We start from the raw sequence: 15,469 nt of genomic DNA on the forward strand, positions 1-15,469 counted from the left end.
TCTGTTTCTCCCTAAAAAACCTTCTGACCACTCCAACATTTTCAGTTAGCTATCAGGGCACGTCCTCGGCTTTAAGCTGATTGGGGGGAAACACCCGAAATTGAGCTCGGATCATGATTTCCGATTCACGTTGTATTTAGTCAAATGGAGTTCTCAAGCACTGCTTTTATCGGCAAAAACAGTCGTTTCGGATCATCCGCTGGGTTCAACGGGCGAAATCCTAGTTTTGTATAAAACGCCATGCGTTGCTCAAAGCGTTCGTCTTCAAACACATCCAGTATCACTGCCGCCGCGCCGATGGTTTCGGACACCTCCAGCGCCTTTGCCAAAGCATCGGCCATGAGCGCCCCGCCTAGCCCTTGTCCCTGCACGGTCAAGTCTGTTGCCAGCGCCGCCAGGTAGATAGCCGGGATCGGATGGCGCTCTCGACGTCTGGAAAGGGCCGGAGATGCCTCCGCCTCCACCGAATGGGCTGACAGGCCGTAAAAGCCAACCACGCGCCCCTCGGCGTCCGCAGCGCACCAGACCCGCAGGCGGTTGGCTTTGATCTGATCGGTGATGCTTTCCTTGAACCAGCGATCCATCCCGGCCACGCCACAAGAAAAAGCCCCGCGATCATGCGAGGCCTTGTCGAACCGCTCAACTCGAAATTTCGGGTTAGTCATCTGCGATCAGCTCACGTCGTTTGGCGAACAGATCGGCCAGTGCGGCATTTGGCTGGGCGGGTTGGTCAATGGCGTCCGCAAAAGCTTCGAACGCTTTCGTGGGCAAAACGCTCCTGTGCTGCGCGGCTTCGATGTCCTGCGCGGCACGATACGCGACCGATGTGATAAAAGTGCTGGCGTCCATCCCAACAGCCAGTGAGGCGCGTTCAATCGCATCCAAAACGGATGGTTTGAGACGCAAATCCTTGCGATGTGACTTCGGCTCACGCAGGGCCGATGTGGTGTCCTGAACCTGAATCATGGTGATCTCCTTACTGCGCTAAGTTAGCGTACAATGTACGTACAAGTCAAGGTTGGTGCGCGCGGAGAGTTAAGGGGGGCTTTACAGTAACTGAAGGCGGTGATTTTCGCGCATTTTGGGGTGAAAATCCATGTGAAGTAATCATCCCTATTTCTTGCCATCTTCCTCCGCCATTTTTTCCCTTATTTTTATGGCTCTGCGGGATGGGATGAAATTGCCTCCAATCTTCACCCATTTTGCGCCCTGGAAGTGCAGACTGAAATCGGTACAAACGCTGTTCCTGAGACCGTATCAAGAGCAGCATTTTCCCTCCAATCGTGCGCAGAACGGACTAGCCTTTCCAAAGCATTCTTCTGCACCTCCCATGTTGCGCTCCCCAGTGGCGCGGGTGTTCGGGCAGGCAACCAAAATCCCAAGTGTTGGCCGTGGCGCACGGACGGCACAAGACGTTCCAGAGGAGGCATGCCTTCGCGGGAAAGCCTGTCATCCCAATCTCGAACGAAACAGATACCCCTTGGAACGAATGTCAGTTGATGTCGATCGTGGGGAACGCCGGATTGCCCTTCATCAGGCAAATCCGGCGCGGACCCGCGCCCATGTTCTTTTCTAAGTTCTTGTTTTCTATTCGGGGGGCGATCCTGTCCCCCTTTGCTGGACAAACCTGTCCGGCTTTGCGGACAAGAATGCCCCCCTTTGGCGCGTGACAACGGGACAATCTTGTCCCCCTCACGACGACGAATTGTAGCGCGTTTAAGAGCGGTCTCTGTCGGGCGATAGCGAGATGATTTACCCTTATTCGTGCCGCGCTCAATGGTCATGTAGCCAGCCGTTTCAACCTTGTTCAGCGCACGTTTTACCGATTTCGCATGTTTGCCGATAGCCGCACCAATGGTTTCAAAGGAAGGGTGACTTTCACCTGTTTCGTGATCAGCATGGGCCAGAGCAAGATAGAGGGCCACACGCAGCGCGTTGTCATCAAGGTCGTGATCCGTGACCATTTCTAGCAGATATTGGAGTTTAATTTTGCAGAACGGTAATGTGTCAGACATAACGCCCTCCCGCAAATTTGTCAGCGCCTGTCAGCCCTTGGATACGGTTTGACAATATTGGGGTAAGTGCCTGATCTTTCGCTGGGGGTTTGACGCGGAGATCGCCGGTAAGTGATTGAATTATATTCAAAAACTTTGGCTTGAAAATCCTCGTGTCGGTGGTTCGATTCCGCCCCCGGGCACCACAATAAACTTCTAATAATTTGATTTTTTTTGCATAACTCCCCTAGTGTTCCAGAGATATCCACCCAAATACCCACCTTGTGAGCGTAAGCAGGCTAGCGACAATGGAGCAATGCAACCTTAACCGCTTCCGGATGTTTCAATAATCGATAGCTGCATCGTATCTTTTGGTTGCCCTCGGCAAATCGAAGATCCAGTAGATTGCCCACACTGTACGCGGTGGCGTCCACGGTCTTGCCTATTGATTGTGGGGCCGCAGCCGCGAATGGCACATAAGCCGGTTGCTGGTTGAGGGACTGTTCCAAACTCTTGATCCCAGGTTTTGGCTAAAGTGGGTATTGTAGCCATTTAGGTCGAGAGCATTGAATACTTGTATGACCCACGGAGAACTCTCAAGAGCTTTTGTTGTCTCAGCCTCGGTGTCTTTGGCACGACAATACACTACCTCCTAATCATTGACCTAAAAGTAAAATCAATTCTCGCAAGCTGAGGAGCAACGCGCCAGAAATGGACACAAGCCTGATCGATTAGGATCGCGCCGTGACTTGGCGGCTCTTCGCCCACCTCAAACGCATCCTCGGGATCGGACGGCTCCGATTTCGTGGCCCATGCGGTACAGATGACGAATTTCTCCTCGCCGCCACCGCCCAAATGCGGACTTCGCGATGGCAGCTATCGCTCGCACTGCTAAGCTTTGCTTCGCGGAAGGCTACCTACGGGAAGAGGAAGTGAATTGACGCTGTTTAGTAGAGTGAATCAGATATTCCCTCAGCGACTGAAACGCCGCGTAGAGGATCGGGATCATCAAAAGACCTAAGGTACTGTCAACAATCATGCCAAAGAGTACAGGATAGCCAATAGATACGCGTGCCGCAGCTCCCGCGCCGCTGGACAATACAAGGGGCAATACGCCGATGATGAAGCACAGACCCGTCATGGTGACCGGGCGAAACCGGATTTCTGCCGCTCTCAGGGCGGCTTCACGGATACTGGTTCCGGACAACCTTTCTTGATTGGCGAATTCAACGATCATGATGGCTTTCTTGGCAGCCAATCCGATTAGCAACACCATTCCAATCTGAGCAAAAATGTTGCTCGTGATAAACGGGAAATAGGCAATGGGTACAAGCGCGCCTAATAATGCAAATATGGCTGAGGTGATAATCGACAGCGGCAGTATCCAGCTCTCATACAAAACAACAAGAAACAGGTAAGCCAAAACCAAGGCCGACAGCATGATGAAGGGGACCATGCCTTGAGACTTGACCTCTTGCTGGGTCACGCCCGACCATTCGATGCGAAAGCCGTCGGGCAGCGTTTTGTCAGCGATCTCTTGGATAGCCTGGATGCCCACGCCCGAACTGACACCATCTGCCAACTGCGCGCTGACAGAGGCCGCCGTGAACAGGTTGTATCGCGGGATCGCATCCGGTGCGAGAACTGGTTCGCTGCTCACGAAGTTTCGCAAAGGCAGAGACTCACCAGCGCTGTTTTTGACGTAGATATTGTCCACATCATCCAGCGTTTGCCGAAACCGCGCGTCAGCCGAGATGACGACCCAATAGACCCGTTCCGACAGAATGAAATTATCCACGAAGAAGGTGCTGAGATTGGCCTGCAATGCGGTGAAGATGTCCGAAACGCTTACGCCCAGCGTTTCAGCGCGATCCCGATCCACGGACAATCGGTATTGCGGGGTCTGACCGGAAAAGCTGCCATGGGCGCGAACGAATTCTGGCGCGGCGTTCAGGGCTGTGACGAAGGCATTCATGACGGAGTCAAGCTGCGCGCCATCGCCCTTTTCAAGATCCAAAAGCTCGACCGAGATACCACCCGTCGATCCAAGCCCGTGGATGGTTGGGAAGGGAAACACATAGCTTTCGGCCTCGGGCAAAGTGGCCAGTTTATGGTCCAGATCCTGCATAATCGCATCCCAATGCAAATCCGGGCTGGTGCGTTCGTCCCACGGCTTGAGAGTGATGATGGCCATTCCGGCATTGGAGCGGACGCCCGTCAGCATGCTGGCGCCGGACACTGTTGTCACGGTGTCCACGCCGGGCGCTTTTTCGATCACCTCGCCGGCTTTGGCCATAAAGGCCTGGGTTCGCTGTAGGGAAGCACCATCTGGCAGCGCCATGGCGGCCAGCAAAACACCGTTGTCCTCTTGCGGGATCAAACCGGTAGGAACGGTTTTGAAGAGGTAAATGGTAGCCCCGACAGAAGCGACAAAGACAAGCAGCGAGAACGCGATGTACCTCAACATCAGCGAGACAAGCCGCATGTATTGTCGCCTGATCCAAAACACCGCCGCAGGCACAAACTGCAAGGGGCCAATTGGTTTCACTCCTGCTTTCAGTACCATGGCACAAAGCACTGGGGCCAGGGTCAGTGCGTTCACGGCAGACAGCACAAAAGCGAAGATGATTGTCGCGGCGAACTGGTAATAGATCGTTCCCGTCACTCCGGGAAAGAAACACACCGGAACAAATACGGCCGCCAGCACAAAAGTGGTCGCGATGATCGGGCGATTGACCTGTGACATCGCCTTGAGCGTGGCGTCGCGCGGCTCAAGCCCCTCATCGGTCATGATCCGTTCGGCGTTTTCGATGATGATAATGGCGTCATCGACCACCAAAGTGATGGCTAGAACCAAAGCAAACAGCGTGATCATGTTTGCGCTGAACCCAATCGCATAGATCAGCGCGACTGCTCCCAGCAAAGAAACCGGGATTGCAATCGCGGGAACGACTGTCGCTCGGAAACTGGCCAGAAAGAAAAACGTGACTGCGATCACCAAGCCTGCTGTTAGCGCCAGAGTTTTCAGAATGTCTTCGATCGAAACACGCACAGCATCTGTTACGTCATAAGTGATCTCATATGAGACACCTTCGGGAAATTTCTTCGAAAGCTCACCCATCAGGTTGTGGATGTTATCCGAAATCTCTAGCGCGTTGGCCGTGCTTTCCTGATGCACCGCAATCGCCGCCGTATCCTTGCCGTTCAGTTGCGAGGACCCGGCATAGGTGGCTGAACCAAGCTCAATCCGTGCCACATCCTCCAGTCGGGTGACCGATCCATCGTCGCCCGTTGAAATGATGATCCGGCCGAACTCTTCAGCGTCCCGCAGTAGACCCTCGGCGCGTAGCTTGAACTGAAAATCTGTGCGGGCATCGCCAAATGGCGGGGCTCCGACTTGTCCGGCGGCTGCTACAACATTTTGGCTTTCAATCGCATCGGCAATCTCTGACGCGGTGATATTCAGCGCGGCCATACGAACCGGGTTGATCCAGACCCGCATACTGTATTCCAACTGGCCGAATTGCGAGACCCCACCCACCCCTTGCAGGCGCTGCAGTGGATCATGCAGGAAATCGGCCGCGTAATTGCTGAGGTACAACTCATCTCGTGACCCGTCAGGAGATGTGAGGTTGATCACCAGGATCATATTTCCGGATTGTTTGGTAACCTCGATCCCCTGCTGTTGCACAATGGATGGCAACTCGGCACTGGCAAGGGCGATGCGGTTTTGCACCTCCACCGCCGCAACATTGGGGTCGGTTCCCAAGTCGAACGAAACACTCAGGTCATAGCTGCCATCATTCGAGCTTTTGGACTGCATGTAAAGCATGCCGTCGATCCCGTTCACGCGTTCCTCAATGGGTGTGGCCACGGATTCCTGAATGACTTGCGCATCCGCGCCCGGGTATGTCGCAGTCACATATATCTGCGGTGGCGCAATGTTCGGATATTCCGAGATAGGCATGAGCCGGACGCAGACCGAGCCAAAAAGAACCATTAAAATCGCTATGACAGCAGCGAAATGCGGGCGATTGATGAAGTAGTGAGAGATCAAGTCAAGCCCTAACTCTGACTATCGATCGGTTTCACGACCAATCCTTCGTGAATTTTCTGTAGCCCCTGCACGACCACCCGATCGCCGTTTTCAAGGCCAGAGTTCACTTGAGTTCTGGTTGCAGTTTGAGTGCCAATTTCAATATCTGTCCGGCGAACCGTGTTTTTGTCATCGACGGAGAACACGAAATAGCCTTGCTTGTCGAATTGCACCGCATTGCGCGGCACGGTCAAAATCTTGCTGTCGTCCGAACCGCTCAGCGCAACGATAACAAGCTGACCAGGAATGAGAAGCCCATCTGGGTTGGAGAACGTAGCCCTTAGCTCGACAGTATCGGTATCCTGCCTAACGATGTCGCCCACATAGGTGACATTGCCTTCCGTGTCGTAAGTCTGACCGTCAGCGAGTGTAATCTGCGTCGCCAGTTTGATGCCTTGCCGCGAAATCAATCCATTGCGACGTTCGCGCAGCAATATGGGCTCACTGATAAAAAAACTTACCAGAATAGGATCAACGCTTGTGACGGTCGCCAGAACACCGCTGTCGGAACCCACGATGTTGCCCGCATCGACTGCTGACAAGCCAATGCGCCCGTCCAGAGGGCTAACGATCTCAGTATGATCCAGATCGATCTGCGCGATTTCAAGTTTGGCCTGTGCCTCATCCACTGAGGCCTGAGTCTCGTCGAACGTAGCTTTTGCTGTGTCCAAAACGGACTGAGGCACATCACCTTTGTCGAATAATGTCTGTTGCCGATCGAGTTCCGTTTTGGCGCTGAGCGCAGACGCTTGAGCGCTTTTTAAAGAAGCCTGGGCGGCATCAACACTTACTGAATATTTCCTTTTCTCGATGCGGAACAGCACGTCGCCCTTATTGACAGTGCCACCTTCGGAGAAGTTGACCTCTTGCAGGACACCATCCACTCTAGCCCGAAGGTCGACACTTTGATCAGCGACGACACGACCCACAAATTCGTCCTGTTTCTGTAGATCCTGAAGAGTTGCCGGCGCAACAACCACACTGGGTGCCTGTGGTTTAGACTGCGCAGCTGCGGAACCCACTAAACCGATGGCGAACAAAGTGCAGAGTAGCTGGCTGGTTATCGTCATCCGATGCTCGCTTATTCGCAATTGCATGGCTGCAAGATTATTATTCATGGCCGTGCAAATCGACGCAACGCAAATCTACTTTGTGCGATTGATCTAATTGAGAGGATTCTACAGCGTGCGTCACTTAAGGCAGGTCACCGTCCGGCCCGGTATAGGGGGGGCGCCAAGAAAAGCTGTCGATGAACATTATCACGTCGTCCAAGGCCTGAATGTCATCCCCGTGAATTGTGTTGTAGCTGTATGTAACTTTTTCACCGTCGACTTTCGGGGATGAAATCTCGATGATCAGCACATGAGACTTCCCTTCGATCTCACCCGACAAAGCCGCATTTGGCGGGTCAACGTCAAAGCTGTTTTCGCCTTGGCTCCAGACATCAAAAAAGTGGTCACGGGTGATTACACCAGCGCTGCGGTAGGGCCTGTCTGAGAAAACCGAAATCTCATCGTCGACGCCGTACAGAACTAGCTTTCCATCTTTGAGATCAGCTTTTGTGGCAGTTTCAACAAACAAATAGGTCTTGTTGTATGCTTCTTCCGTCAAAGCAATTGGCGGAACCAAAGCAATGGTTCCGGCCAAAGCAAGAAGTATCTTTTTCACTGTCTTTCTCCTTGGCCTAAGGTTTAAGAGTGGCGTGAACGCTGCCGCTATCCCTAGGACAAGCTGGGAAGTAAGTATTCCAAGTTGCGGCTAATTTCTTTTTTCCTTCACAAAAACATTTGGTTGGAATCTCAAGCTTCTGCCCAAACAGTGAATTTGAACGACGTTCACAAAGGATGATTGATCTTCTCAATCTGATTGTGTGCCCAACACCCCGGAATCTGCATCCAGCTTAATTGTATTGCCGCCTCCGGTAAAAGCATTTGCCGCAAGATCCCACCCGCCTTCGATATCTGCCCACGGACTTTCATCGATCACGAGATAGCTTTGCTCGAGGACGGGTACCGCGGAACCTTGCAGGATTGTGTAAGAAAAAGTCAGTGTGTCACCAGATTGCCGGGGGTCCGAAAGTTCGACGACTAGCGCGACAGGTTTGCCATCCGCCTGGCCCATCAGTGCCGCGTTTGGTGGATCATCGGCAAAACTGTCCTGCCCTTCACTCCAGACTTTGAGCAGTTCAGAACTTGGTATGACCCCAGCGGCGCGGTGCGGGCGATCTGCAAATACGATCATGTTTGCGTCCGGGTTTTCAAGTGTCAGTGTTCCGTTGTCCAGCGTTGCCACGCTGGCGTGCTGAACAAACAGAAAGCTGGCTTGGTCTTTCGTTTGTTCAGCAAATGCAGAAGTCGCAATGACCCCCGCTGCCAGAGTGGTGGCAATGCCTGTGCTCATTATGCCTGCCTTAAACATGCCTTTGACCTTTTTTCCGCGCAAAGTGTTTCAAACGCTAAGTGAGGCGTCTTCGGCACCCTATGGAAAGGGTGCCGCGAAAGATGAGCGCACTTAAGTATCTCAGTTTGACGAGACGCCCTGCGACAGGATTCCCATACCCACATCGCCATTCAGCTGTGTCGATTGTCCTGCGTCCCCGGTGGAAACGGCCGCCAGATCGGCCATTGTCTTGTAAAATTCCGCGAACGGGTTGTCGTCGATGACCAAATAGCTTTGTTCTATGGACTCGACCTCAGCACCTTCCAAGACCGTGTAACCGAAGACCAAGTTACCATCTTCCCGCATTGGGTTGGTCAGCTCAACAATTATCGAAACAGGTTGGCCTGCGGATTGTCCAACAAGCGCTGCGTTTGGCGGGTCCTCTGCAAAGCTGTTTTGCCCTTTGCCCCAAATCTTGATCAGTTCAGAGCTTGGTACCGCAATTGCAAGTCGGTGCGGACGATCAGCAAAAACGATCATGTTGGCATCTGCGTCGTGCAGTGTCAGCATGCCGTCATCCAGAGATGCAGAAGGCGCATGCTGAACGAAGAAAAAGGTTTCCTGAGCAGGTTTTTCTTCTGCTACTGCAATCGCCGGCGCCAGTCCGGCAACAAGTGCAGTGAGCGAACTCCCCAGCGCTTTCAGTGCCTGTTTCATAGGGTTCCCATCCAATTCATGTTCGTTTCGGCCCGATCGCAACAACCACATTGTTGGGCTTCTGCGCAGCGCGCTCCACCTTTGCCAAAGGGTACTCAGCCGAACACAATACGACATATTGCTTCAAGCTTTGCATTTGCAGAAAGAGTGGAGCCATTTCCCTTTAGCGATCCTTCAAGTCCCTTTAGCGATCCTTCAAGCTTGCGAGCAGCACACGCCGCCTGCCTATGCGCTATCAGCCAATACCTTTTGAATCACGTGCACGACGTCTCAAGTTTGCTTGCTGAGAGTGCCACTCAACAAACCAAAGGCCCTCACCTTCTGCTGTGGAAATGTTCCCTAGCGATAATGCTTCATTGCTACAAATTTCTGAGATGTGGCTGTAAACACCCTACCATGGCGATATCGTAACTCTTGAAAAAAGGCAGATAGTCATCCGCTGCGAATTGTAAGAAGCCTCGGCTGAACCAACACACACTGGGCGTTTGTTCGCAGGCTCTACCGCCCTAAAACGCAGATTGGCCGGGGGTAGGTGTTATGTGGAAGGTCCCACTTGTTTTTGCCAACGCGCCAAGGTTTTCAAAGAAGCCTTTGTTTGGTTTTTCGTTGGTCAGTGTTCGATGCAAGTGAATCGAATTGTGATAAGCATCCACTTCACCCGGTTTGTTGTATTCGGAGCCTAAAACATCGCTCGGTTTACAGTCGTACCGGCGACGGAAACTTCGAACAAAGCTTGATGTATCCAGAAAACCCAAACGAGTTGCGACAGATGTGACTGCCCCTCGTGTTGGCTGACTGCTGGCGAGCGTATCCCTTGCGTATTCCAGGCGGAGATTGGTCAAATAGGCCTGCAGTCCGCCGTCTGCGCGAAACAGGCGATATAGCGTCGATCGCGACATCCCGACCGCGACGCACATCTCATCAATACTCAAAGGCAGCGAGAGCGGGCGCGAGAAGATGTATTGTTCTGCGCGAATACGCTTGGCTCTTTCGATATGAACGTCTTCCGAATTGAGCTCCTCGCGATCCGTAATCGCGGCAACAAGCAGAGACGCGAACAGGTTGATTGCTGAAGCATCACATGTTTCCGATTTGTGCGATATTTCGTTCGCCAGATGCAAGAAATTGGCGATCATCAATCGCCCGACTGATGTTTTACTGTCAAAATGCGTCATTGGCCGCAGAGGATAGCGCGTGACTTGAAGGGCCGATTTCCTGAATGCCAAATAAGTGACCTTGGAGCGCTCGCAGTAACAATACCGGGTCGCAGACAAATCCATTACCGTGAGAGAGCCGGGCGCAACGCGGGTGGTTTCTCCATTCACTCTCGCGACCGTGTGTCCCTCATTCTGGTAACGGATTACAACACAATCGAATTCGTGATTGTTACCTACGAGTTCTGCCGGAGACATGGCCAGTTGGCAGAACACGGCGCCCTCCAACTGACGAGAAGAAACGCTGAGTTCCAGATTCCGTCGAGAAACCAAGGGCCTGCCCAAGCGCCAGAAGTCCGCCATGAAATCGTCCCATGCATCGCGACGTGCTTTTTCCGGGAGTATCGAGATATTCAGATCCGGTTCGAGGCAATTCATCTTCGTTCTCGTTTCGGCATAGGTTCAGCTAAAATACTTGTTCGTATCATACTTGCTTAAGGTTGAGCCGATCAACGTCGACTCGTTCTTAAATTTACCTACTAGAGCATCTCCGCCAAAATCTCCATCTTTCAAGCATTGAGGCGAAGGAGTGCTAAAAGTTGTCGGGTTCTACCTGGTTCCTATGCTTCGACACTGTTTTTTTCTAATAGCGGAAGATCCGTTGTGACAGTGTCTTACCAGAGAATTATGTTGTTGCAGCGATTTTCCGGTTTCGCAGGTCGCACCGCGACAATTCCGAACATTTACCCGCAACTCGAGATTTGAATTCGCTCGCGGCGAAATGTTGGTTTGGGTTTCACCTAGGTTCATCCTGATGAATGACCGCTAAATGGGATTCCGGCGCAGCGCGGAAAACGATCCAAGGCGGGCGCGAGGATTGTCTGCGTCAGCATTCGCCGTGCTGTCAAAAGGCGGCTTTGATCCCGCAACACTTCTATTACGCCTAAAGCTCAAATTTTCGCAGCCCGAAGATCTGGCAAGTTATTTCACCCCGTCGCGAATTGGCACGCGGCTAAGTCTCCCCAGTATAACTACCCGCAAAATTCAGGTCCGTGTCAGCGCCCAGAACCGCAAGGTTAGGGCGACGGCCGCTGCCAACAGACCCAGAGTATAGCCAATCCACACGCCGATCGCTCCCAGATCGAAAAGGAACCCCAGTGCATAACTCGCGGGCAAGGCAAGCGGCCAATAGGCTGTCAATGTAATAATCGTCGGCAAATTCATGTCCGACATTCCCCTCAGCGCACCAAACGCAGTGCCCTGAACGCCATCCGCAACCTGTAGCATTGCCACGATGAAGAACAACGTGACCGCGAGATCAATGACGGCCGGGTCATCCGACATGGTCTCCGCAAGAATCCGGCCAACAGCAATGAAGATGATGGCGGCAATCGCCTGCCAGAGCGTGACCATCGCAAAAGACGCCTTTAAAATCGGTCTGAGCCTTTCTCGGCTTCCTGCACCGACTGCAAGGCCCACACGGATCGAGGCAGCACCCGCCATGCCAAGCGGGATCATATAGGCCAACCCCGCGAGCGCATTAACGATTTGATGGGCGGCTAGCGCCTCGGCCCCCAACCATCCCATCATCAGACCCACCACGGCGTAGGCGCCGCCCTCACCTGCATAGCCAAGACAGAGCGGCAGGGCGTCTTTGGCCTGTGACCAGACATCCGCCAATGCAACAGTCACCCGTTGGCGAAAGGTGGCCAGCCCCGGTGCGCGTATCAATACGTAGATCCCGGCAACCAGCGACGTACATTGCGAGAGTATGCTGGCCAGACCAGCGCCCAGAATTCCAAGATCAAAGATGTGAATGAAGGCATAGTTTGCGGGCACGTTGAAGAGGACACCCAGATAGGACAGCGCAACAGCCGTCCAAGGCCGTCCAACGGCGTCGAACAGAGCTTTCAGGCCGAAAAACAGTGTAAAGGGCACGATCCAGATTGCCATCGACATCCAGTACGGCAGCAGGATAGCCAGAACCTCCTTCGGTTGACCCAAAGGCCCCAGCAGCGGATAAAGTGCCATCATCCCCAATGTCGCGCCGCCGCCGCCCAGAAGGCAAAGCAACAGCCCGCTACGAAAAGCCAGCGCAACCCGCGCGGCGTCGCGTGCGCCCTCGGCTTGGCTGATCTGTACGGAAATAGCAGTGATCACGCCCCAAAGAGCGGAAATCAGCATTATTAGAACGGACGTGGTCACACCAGCCGCCGCCAGAGGGACTGTCCCGAGCGGAGAGATCATTGCCGTATCTACGACGCCGATCAATAGCGCTGCGGCCAGACCGACCATCAGCGGAACGGCCAATCGGATCAACGGCGTGAACTCGGCGCGAGTGGGCGCCTGCGAAATCAGGAATTGGTCTGTCATGGGTCACCTGCCGGAAAAGATCCGGCGAAAAAGTCGCGGTAAAGAGCTTTAGGCTCAGAATGAAGAGGGGCTGCTCAGCCCTGCGACGGGAACACCATGAAATTGGTCCTTTTGGGGGACAAGATAACAAGCAAGGTTTTAGGGGAAGAATTGTTCGGCGTCCAGATCGCTTATGCACGCTGTTTGTCGAACTCTGCCAATGTCAGGAATGAGCAAAGTTCACCGGAACGCGGTGAGGCTTTGGTCAAACCATCATCTAATTGGCAGCCACGTGGGCAAGGTCACGCAGAAATTTAGCGCTTTGGTCGTCGGCCGGAAAAAACAGCTCGATCTTCATATCGTCCAGCGTGACGTCCGTGACCGTGCTGAATTGCGCAATCGTTCCAAACATAGAAAGCCGCTGACCACCAAAGCGGTAGATCGTAGAGATTGTCGGCCCGATCGTCGCGTCACTGCGGGCGCGCCCCTGTTGCGACAACGCGCGCGCCGCAGCGTCCAGTGCGGGTATGCCGCCTGCGTTGGCGCTTTCAGCGCGCAGGCGCAACATCGTGTGATGCGCGACCTCGGGCCAGTTTTCAACTAGCTCGGGCATCAGCGGACTGGTCAGCAGGTCCAGCAGGCTTTGCCCCTCGCTGATCCCCAGTGGCTTGAACAGCCTTTGTGCTCCGCTGTTGAGCATTACAACATTCCAGAGCTGGTCCAGTACCATTCCTGGGTAAGGGGCATGCTGCTGAAGTGTCCATTCGACCGCATCCCGGATTGGCGACATCGCCGAGTCATCAATCGGCGTTGCCGCAAAACGTGGCGCGAATCCTTCGGCGCGCATCATCTGATTTCGGGTTTCGACCGGAAGGTTCATGACCTCGGACAAATGAAGGATCATGTCCAGGCTGGGCCGGGACCGCCCTGTTTCAAGAAATGAGATATGGCGCGCGCTGACCTCGGCTTCGACCGCGAGGTCCAGTTGGCTCATCCTGCGTCGCTTTCGCCACTCTTTCAGCATGCCGGGATAGGGTGTCATGCGCCGAGCTTAACAAGGGGCCCGACAGAAATCACTTACCTCTGAGGTAATTGATTTGCACCCGTCGTAAGTCGCATGAAGAGCATGTATCGAAAGGAGAAGTTCATGACCCAACAACAGTCGGCAATGCGAATTTCAGGCGGAGTTCTTGTTGCAACCGGGGCGCTTTTTGCGCTGGCCGCGTTTCAGTTTCTTCATCCCGTTGCGCATATCTTGCTGCAAATCGCGTATTGGCCAATGCACGCCGTTCCCGCGGAGCTGATGGTTCCGTCGCCTTTACTGCTGGTGATCACCGGTGGCCTGACGGTTGGCTTGGGGGGAATGCAGTGGGCACTGGGAACCTATGTTGCTCCGGTATCGGCGGCAGCCGCGACCAAGACCGCTCAGATTGCGGCATGGTCATGGTTTTGCGCCGACAGTTTAGGCTCTATTCTAGTAGGGGCGCCCTTCAACGTCGTGCTAAACCTGTCCTTTTTGGTCCTGATTCTGTTGTCTTGTCGCCCCGGCACGGCAAGCAAACACGCAACATCCTGACGTGAAGTGGAATTCACTTGGTTTAAAAAAGAAGGACTAGCTACTCCAGAAAACCTTCAATGGTCGAGACGACTTCAACGATAGTTTTTTGCATCGGACTTGCTGGTGTTCTCAAGGGCGCTGCTGTTTTCGCACTTCGCTTGAGCTGGTCGAATATGGACAGGATTTCCTCTTCCAGTTTGGCCGGCTTTTCTTCGGACCAGCCGACCTTGGTCTTTGCAGGTTGCAGGACGCGTGCGAAACGATCTCTCCGGCGGTCTTGAAAATCGTCTATAGGAACTGCAAACCGCAGGGTTCGTTTATCGCGCGGAAGGAGGATAGGCGTCACTCCGGGCACGGTACGATTGTTTATAGCAAGGGCAGCTTAATGCCCTTGCTTGGACGGCTCCTTAAAAAGGGAACCGATAATGCGAAGGAGGTGGGTGTTCAGCCTCCGGTGCAAGACCAACGTCCCTCCTCAGATGAGCCGGCAACCCGCTTTGTTGCAAGCACCGTTGGTTCAACTGGTGTCAAGTTTTGTGGACGAAACGAATGTCCGTAGTGCGGGCTGCAGACGCAGAGTTTGAACGCGATGCTCAACGTCGGCTTGACCCGCACAAAGGACCAGTTGTTGACGGTATCAAGCGCCAAGTATGGTCCAACTCCCAGCCTATTCGTCAGATATTCAAGCGCGCATTTGCCGCTGCCGATCTTCCCTACTTCACCCCTCACAGGGTGCGAAACACCGTCGTAGAGTATGCGTACCTCACGTGCCGGACACCTGAAGAATTCAAAGCATTTAGCCAGAACCTTGGCCATGAAAGTGTCGTAACGACTCTATCCAGCTATGGACAAATACCACTTGCCCGACAGCGCGAGCTGATCCGGAATGCAGGCAAAAGCAAAGACCTCGATGCCAAGCTAGAATTGTTACTGGAAAGATTGGACCAGACAGAGAATTGATCACGTGCATGGGTCAAAACACGATGTTTCGACTTGCACCATCTGCTCAAGCAGATCTCGATGGTTTGTGCCAAATTGTCTGCTTTAGGTCACTGCCCGGTCATCCGACCAAAAGGCTCAGATGACGGCTTGGAGCCCTTAGCGGAACTTAATCTGACAATACTGCGCCGCTCCGCAGCGAAAGACCGCGTTGAGCTGATTCTGTGGAAAAACAACTTGTTGCTGGCGCAGAAAGAGGGGCGCCGAGCTGAGCGCGAGC

15 protein-coding genes and 1 pseudogene are annotated in these 15,469 nt (G+C 53.6%); 4 read left to right on the plus strand and 12 right to left on the minus strand.

Going from position 1 to position 15,469, the window contains the following annotated elements:
* Window positions 1-140: 140 nt before the first annotated feature.
* The 3 genes from GOX45_RS12110 to GOX45_RS12120 all read right to left on the minus strand — a co-directional run bounded on the left by GOX45_RS12110 (window position 141) and on the right by GOX45_RS12120 (window position 2,015).
* Window positions 141-665, minus strand: a complete 525-nt coding sequence (locus GOX45_RS12110) for a GNAT family N-acetyltransferase (protein ID WP_171101212.1) — start codon at window positions 663-665, stop codon at window positions 141-143.
* Window positions 658-966 (minus strand): DUF1778 domain-containing protein, encoded by a 309-nt coding sequence (locus tag GOX45_RS12115; RefSeq protein ID WP_171101214.1) that lies wholly within the window; start codon window positions 964-966, stop codon window positions 658-660. Before GOX45_RS12115 ends, GOX45_RS12110 begins: the two co-directional genes overlap by 8 nt.
* Before the next feature lie 227 nt (window positions 967-1,193).
* Window positions 1,194-2,015 carry a helix-turn-helix domain-containing protein gene (locus tag GOX45_RS12120; RefSeq protein ID WP_171101216.1) on the minus strand — a complete coding sequence of 274 codons (822 nt, stop codon included), beginning with the start codon at window positions 2,013-2,015 and terminating at the stop codon, window positions 1,194-1,196.
* A 735-nt stretch (window positions 2,016-2,750) separates the two neighbouring features.
* Here GOX45_RS12120 and GOX45_RS22105 point away from each other — a divergent pair.
* A pseudogene (locus tag GOX45_RS22105) lies at window positions 2,751-2,930 on the plus strand (hypothetical protein); the annotation flags it as partial.
* Here the strand turns inward: GOX45_RS22105 and GOX45_RS12125 are convergent.
* The 8 genes from GOX45_RS12125 to GOX45_RS12160 form a co-directional block, all read right to left on the minus strand.
* The gene (locus GOX45_RS12125; protein ID WP_171101218.1) at window positions 2,908-6,051 is read right to left on the minus strand and encodes an efflux RND transporter permease subunit; all 3,144 of its coding nucleotides are present in this window, start codon (window positions 6,049-6,051) and stop codon (window positions 2,908-2,910) included. The pseudogene GOX45_RS22105 and the gene GOX45_RS12125 sit on opposite strands and share 23 nt — an antisense overlap.
* Before the next feature lie 8 nt (window positions 6,052-6,059).
* Window positions 6,060-7,160, minus strand: a complete 1,101-nt coding sequence (locus tag GOX45_RS12130) for an efflux RND transporter periplasmic adaptor subunit (protein WP_217350397.1) — start codon at window positions 7,158-7,160, stop codon at window positions 6,060-6,062.
* Window positions 7,161-7,284: 124 nt separating this feature from the next.
* Complete coding sequence (locus GOX45_RS12135; RefSeq protein WP_171101222.1) at window positions 7,285-7,758, minus strand: hypothetical protein; 474 nt, start codon at window positions 7,756-7,758, stop codon at window positions 7,285-7,287.
* A 189-nt stretch (window positions 7,759-7,947) separates the two neighbouring features.
* Complete coding sequence (locus GOX45_RS12140; protein WP_171101224.1) at window positions 7,948-8,490, minus strand: hypothetical protein; 543 nt, start codon at window positions 8,488-8,490, stop codon at window positions 7,948-7,950.
* Between the two features lie 120 nt (window positions 8,491-8,610).
* A complete protein-coding gene (locus tag GOX45_RS12145; protein ID WP_171101225.1) occupies window positions 8,611-9,186 on the minus strand; it encodes a hypothetical protein in 576 nt (191 codons plus the stop codon).
* 506 nt (window positions 9,187-9,692) lie between these two features.
* Window positions 9,693-10,778, minus strand: coding sequence for an AraC family transcriptional regulator (locus GOX45_RS12150; protein WP_171101227.1), 1,086 nt, complete (start codon window positions 10,776-10,778; stop codon window positions 9,693-9,695).
* A gap of 606 nt (window positions 10,779-11,384) precedes the next feature.
* On the minus strand, window positions 11,385-12,713 hold the full coding sequence (locus GOX45_RS12155) for an MATE family efflux transporter (RefSeq protein WP_171101230.1): 1,329 nt from the start codon (window positions 12,711-12,713) through the stop codon (window positions 11,385-11,387).
* Between the two features lie 256 nt (window positions 12,714-12,969).
* On the minus strand, window positions 12,970-13,734 hold the full coding sequence (locus GOX45_RS12160) for a helix-turn-helix transcriptional regulator (RefSeq protein ID WP_171101232.1): 765 nt from the start codon (window positions 13,732-13,734) through the stop codon (window positions 12,970-12,972).
* Between the two features lie 105 nt (window positions 13,735-13,839).
* Here GOX45_RS12160 and GOX45_RS12165 point away from each other — a divergent pair, with 105 nt between their 5' ends.
* Window positions 13,840-14,268, plus strand: a complete 429-nt coding sequence (locus tag GOX45_RS12165) for a hypothetical protein (protein ID WP_171101234.1) — start codon at window positions 13,840-13,842, stop codon at window positions 14,266-14,268.
* A 40-nt stretch (window positions 14,269-14,308) separates the two neighbouring features.
* Here GOX45_RS12165 and GOX45_RS12170 read toward each other — a convergent pair whose 3' ends face one another.
* Window positions 14,309-14,596, minus strand: coding sequence for a hypothetical protein (locus GOX45_RS12170; protein ID WP_171101236.1), 288 nt, complete (start codon window positions 14,594-14,596; stop codon window positions 14,309-14,311).
* 203 nt (window positions 14,597-14,799) lie between these two features.
* Between GOX45_RS12170 and GOX45_RS12175 the strand changes: the two genes are divergently transcribed.
* Both GOX45_RS12175 and GOX45_RS21955 read left to right on the plus strand, forming a co-directional pair.
* The gene (locus GOX45_RS12175; protein WP_171101238.1) at window positions 14,800-15,210 is read left to right on the plus strand and encodes a hypothetical protein; all 411 of its coding nucleotides are present in this window, start codon (window positions 14,800-14,802) and stop codon (window positions 15,208-15,210) included.
* Window positions 15,211-15,243: 33 nt separating this feature from the next.
* A partial coding sequence (locus GOX45_RS21955) for a hypothetical protein (RefSeq protein ID WP_217350398.1) occupies window positions 15,244-15,469 on the plus strand: 226 nt, incomplete at its 3' end.

Origin of the sequence: Ruegeria sp. HKCCD7255, from assembly GCF_013031565.1 — a bacterium.
Taxonomy (GTDB): Bacteria; Pseudomonadota; Alphaproteobacteria; order Rhodobacterales; family Rhodobacteraceae; genus Ruegeria.

Coding starts and splice junctions, on each gene's coding strand:
- GOX45_RS12110 (WP_171101212.1), bottom strand. CDS start 665: ATGACTAACCCGAAATTTCGAGTTGAGCGGTTCGACAAGGCCTCGCAT.
- GOX45_RS12115 (WP_171101214.1), bottom strand. CDS start 966: ATGATTCAGGTTCAGGACACCACATCGGCCCTGCGTGAGCCGAAGTCA.
- GOX45_RS12120 (WP_171101216.1), bottom strand. CDS start 2,015: ATGTCTGACACATTACCGTTCTGCAAAATTAAACTCCAATATCTGCTA.
- GOX45_RS12130 (WP_217350397.1), bottom strand. CDS start 7,160: ATGACGATAACCAGCCAGCTACTCTGCACTTTGTTCGCCATCGGTTTA.
- GOX45_RS12140 (WP_171101224.1), bottom strand. CDS start 8,490: ATGAGCACAGGCATTGCCACCACTCTGGCAGCGGGGGTCATTGCGACT.
- GOX45_RS12145 (WP_171101225.1), bottom strand. CDS start 9,186: ATGAAACAGGCACTGAAAGCGCTGGGGAGTTCGCTCACTGCACTTGTT.
- GOX45_RS12150 (WP_171101227.1), bottom strand. CDS start 10,778: ATGAATTGCCTCGAACCGGATCTGAATATCTCGATACTCCCGGAAAAA.
- GOX45_RS12155 (WP_171101230.1), bottom strand. CDS start 12,713: ATGACAGACCAATTCCTGATTTCGCAGGCGCCCACTCGCGCCGAGTTC.
- GOX45_RS12160 (WP_171101232.1), bottom strand. CDS start 13,734: ATGACACCCTATCCCGGCATGCTGAAAGAGTGGCGAAAGCGACGCAGG.
- GOX45_RS12165 (WP_171101234.1), top strand. CDS start 13,840: ATGACCCAACAACAGTCGGCAATGCGAATTTCAGGCGGAGTTCTTGTT.
- GOX45_RS12175 (WP_171101238.1), top strand. CDS start 14,800: ATGTCCGTAGTGCGGGCTGCAGACGCAGAGTTTGAACGCGATGCTCAA.